Source organism: Turicibacter sp. (assembly GCF_017941855.1).
Lineage (GTDB): Bacteria > Bacillota_I > Bacilli_A > MOL361 > Turicibacteraceae > Turicibacter > Turicibacter sanguinis.
Map to the genome: position 1 here is coordinate 1 of NZ_JAGAVR010000076.1, position 3800 is coordinate 3800.

3 protein-coding genes are annotated in these 3800 nt (G+C 37.4%); 1 reads left to right on the forward strand and 2 read right to left on the reverse strand.

What is annotated here, in order from left to right; genetic code table 11:
• On the reverse strand, positions 1-2255 hold a 2255-nt coding region (locus tag J6D32_RS09155; protein ID WP_287467594.1), incomplete at its 3' end, for a cation-translocating P-type ATPase.
• A gap of 178 nt (positions 2256-2433) precedes the next feature.
• Entirely contained in the window at positions 2434-3039 is a 606-nt protein-coding gene (locus tag J6D32_RS09160; protein ID WP_287467595.1) for a DedA family protein, read from the reverse strand.
• Between the two features lie 94 nt (positions 3040-3133).
• Here J6D32_RS09160 and J6D32_RS09165 point away from each other — a divergent pair, with 94 nt between their 5' ends.
• Positions 3134-3313 carry a hypothetical protein gene (locus J6D32_RS09165; RefSeq protein ID WP_039930849.1) on the forward strand — a complete coding sequence of 60 codons (180 nt, stop codon included), beginning with the start codon at positions 3134-3136 and terminating at the stop codon, positions 3311-3313.
• The last annotated feature ends 487 nt before the right edge of the window (positions 3314-3800 follow it).

Genomic DNA, 3800 nt, shown 5'->3' on the forward strand with positions numbered 1-3800 from the left:
AAAGCCCCTTGCCATCCGATTTGAATCATGGTGTCTTTATCCAAAATCGATTCTTTTTGATGACGTGGTTTGTCCTGTAATAAATTACGCGTCGATTTCTCCATTCCAATCGCGATAGCTGGTAAACTATCTGTCACTAAGTTAATAAATAATAAATGCACTGAGTAAAAGGGTACCGGTAAAGCAAATAACGTTGCAAATAAGACGCATAAAATTCCCGAGAAATTCCCTGATAATAAATACTTGATTGTATTTTTAATATTGGCATAGACATTTCTACCCGTCATAATCGCCTTCACAATCGTTGCAAAATTATCATCCGTTAAAATCATAGAAGCGGCATCTTTTGAAACTTCTGTTCCGGTAATTCCCATCGCAATTCCGATATCAGCCGCTTTAAGTGCTGGCGCATCATTCACACCATCCCCTGTCATCGCGACTAAATGTCCAAGTTCTTGCCAAGCTTGTACAATACGAATTTTATGAGCCGGAGCAACACGCGCATACACTGAAATCTGTTCTAACTTTTCATGTAACTCGGCATCAGACATCGCATCGAGTTCGTTTCCGTCTAAAACAAGATCCCCCTCTTGATAAATTCCAATTTGCTTAGCAATACTTTTTGCGGTTACTTTATGATCCCCTGTAATCATAATTGGCTTAATTCCAGCCTGTAAACAGTCCGCTACCGCCTCTGCACTTTCAACACGAGGAGGGTCCATTAATGAAATCAATCCAAGGAAGGTTAAATCGTACTCATCCTCAAGTGTTAGAGCCGAATCATCATGTGTTTTCATCGCAAATCCAAGTACTCGAAGTCCTTGCTCTGCAAACTGCTGATTCGTTTGTTCAATTTTCTCAATTTGTTCTGGTGTGAAATCAAAAATTCCATCTGGTGTTAATACAGAGGTACAACGTTTGATTAATTCATCGGTTGCCCCTTTAACAAACATCGTATACTCGCCACCCACTACTTGAAGTGTACTCATCATTTTACGATCAGAATCAAATGGTAGTTCTGATAATCTCGTATATTCTTGACGTAAATCTAATTCATCCATTTGATATTTTTCAAGTAAATCAACTAAAGCAAGTTCTGTTGGATCTCCAATTCGCTGATCAGCTGTTGTCGTGGAATCATTACAAAGACCGCACGCTAAAATTAATAAGTGATCCGCTTCTTGATGTGGATTTAATCCATCTGCATCGACTAAATGATGGTTGACATAAACTTGCTGTGCAATCATTTTATTTTGGGTTAACGTTCCTGTTTTATCTGAACAAATCACAGACACTGACCCTAAACTTTCCACGCTATTTAAATTTTTGATGATGGCATTTTCTTTCGCCATTTTTTGTGTCCCAATCGCTAAAACAATCGTTACAATGGATGCTAATGCTTCTGGTATTGCGGCAACCGCTAAAGCTACAGCAAACATCATAGCATCAAGCGTCGTTGCCCCTTGTAAATCGTTTAAAATATAAACAAAGATACAGATTCCAATAATGACGAATGATAACTTTTTACTGAAGTTATCTAAGTTACGTTGAAGCGGTGTTTTACGCGCCTCTGTTTCATTCATCATCGTGGCAATTTTACCAATCTCGGTCTCCATCCCAACGTTTGTGACAATCGCAGTTCCACGACCATAAGTCACAAGACCGCTCGAGAAAACCATATTAATTTGATCTCCAAGAGGACAATCTTGTTTCTCAATCATCGCTGTACTTTTATCAACACTCACCGATTCACCGGTTAGGGAGCTTTCATTAACTTGTAAACTGTAAGCTTCAATTAAGCGTGCATCAGCACTGACAACATCTCCCGCTTCAAGTAATAAAATATCCCCAATCGTTAATTCAGTCGATGGAATTTCTTGCTTGATTCCACCACGAATGACTTTTGCCTGTGGTGTTGATAAAGCCTTTAAACTTTTTAATGATTGACGTGCCTTAACTGTTTGCACGGTTCCTAAAATCGCATTTAATGAAATGACAACTAAAATAACGATGGCACTTTCTAAATGACCCGAAAGCATTGAAATAACAGCTGCCGCAATTAAGATTAGAACTAAAAGGTCCTTAAATTGCGAAATAAATACCATGAAGACAGATTCTTCTTTTTCCTCAAGCAATTGATTTGGCCCATATTGCTCAAGACGTTTAATCGCTTCTTCCTCACTTAAACCTAAATGAGATGTTCGATAGCGAGAACATACTTCTTCAATCCCTTGCTCATAAACCTTTTTCTCCACTTTAATTCCTCCTCGTATCCTAACATACACTGAATTTTAAAAGGACAAACCATCCCACTAATGGTGAAGAAGCCCTCACCCGTGCAAGGTTTTAAAGGTTAAACTTTTTATCCATCTCTTTTCAAGATCATCGCAACAATAAAATAATCATCCAACTGTTTGACTGAACCGATAAGTTCTATGCTTCTTTTTGGCGGCTCTTTTTTAAAATTAAAAGACCGATGACGGCACAGCCAAGTAATAAAAGAATCCATTTACCTGAATCATAATATCCCATGACGTTTTTCCATTCATCTGCTAACCAATAACCAAGCCCCATCAGTAACGTATTCCATACCGCAATTCCTAATGTTGAAGCAAGTAAAAAGGTACTGACACGTTGTTTCGTGATTCCTGCGATAAAGGAAATATAGGTTCTAAATAACGGAATGACACGTCCAAGTCCTACTGAATAAGTTGCATACTTTACATAAAACTGACGTGTTGATTCAATTCCTTTTCGTGTACTCGGATACTTTTTCATCATTCGATCGATCACTGCGTTTCCACCTGTATATCCGATACTATAACAAATCATTGAGCCTATTAAACCAGCCATAATACTGATTAAAATCGCAAGCATAATTGAATCTCCACTTGCTAAAACCATGGCTCCTGACAGTGGTAGAATCACTTCACTTGGAAGTGGGAGACACGCATATTCTAAAATTATAAATAAAAACATGGCGACGAGTCCGTACTGCGTCATAAATTCAATCATTAAATCCACTCTTGGTTCACTCACCCTTCTTAAATGTATAACCGTTTCTCTTAATCATATTGAGGATGAGAATTCTTTATTACCAGTTTATTTCGATGTTTGCTGTGAGATGGATAACATGAGAACTCGTATTTTTGGCAACAAAAAAACGAGCCTCATTAAAAGCTTAACTCCTTTTAATAAAGCTCGTTTAAATTTGATTGACGATACAAATCAAGCAAAAAATAGTATGAGCCTTATTAAAAGTCCGATTACTTCTAATAAGTCTCGTTTAATGAAGTCGTTAGCAAAATCATAAAAAGATGAATTAAGCTACGTCCTTCACGACATGACCAGAGGAACTACCCTACTATCATTTAGTATTGCCCAAGCACTTGATTGTTAATATAAATCAAATACAAGGGACCTCCTCGCGATTGTTGACCATGTCTCACCAAAATCAACATTTGGTGTGAACTACTCCCTTATTGATAACTAATATAGCATCAATTTATTATTTTGTGAACCCCCATTTTGAATTTTTTCCATATATTTCTCAGTGATTTAAGTAGAAATTTAAACCCTCATCTTTTTTGTGCACGATCGGCGACACGATTAATAGGATGCATAGCTATAGCTACAGGTTTTCATCTATTATTTAAATTGAAGAGGTTGTAAACTTATTATTACCACGCTGTCTTGATTTTTCTAAGTTGTTCGTTGCCAACTTAATTTGTTGATCGATTGCCTCTTCTGAATCTAGGATGCCACTGCTAATCCCTGCACTAATCGTCAGACGTCTATCT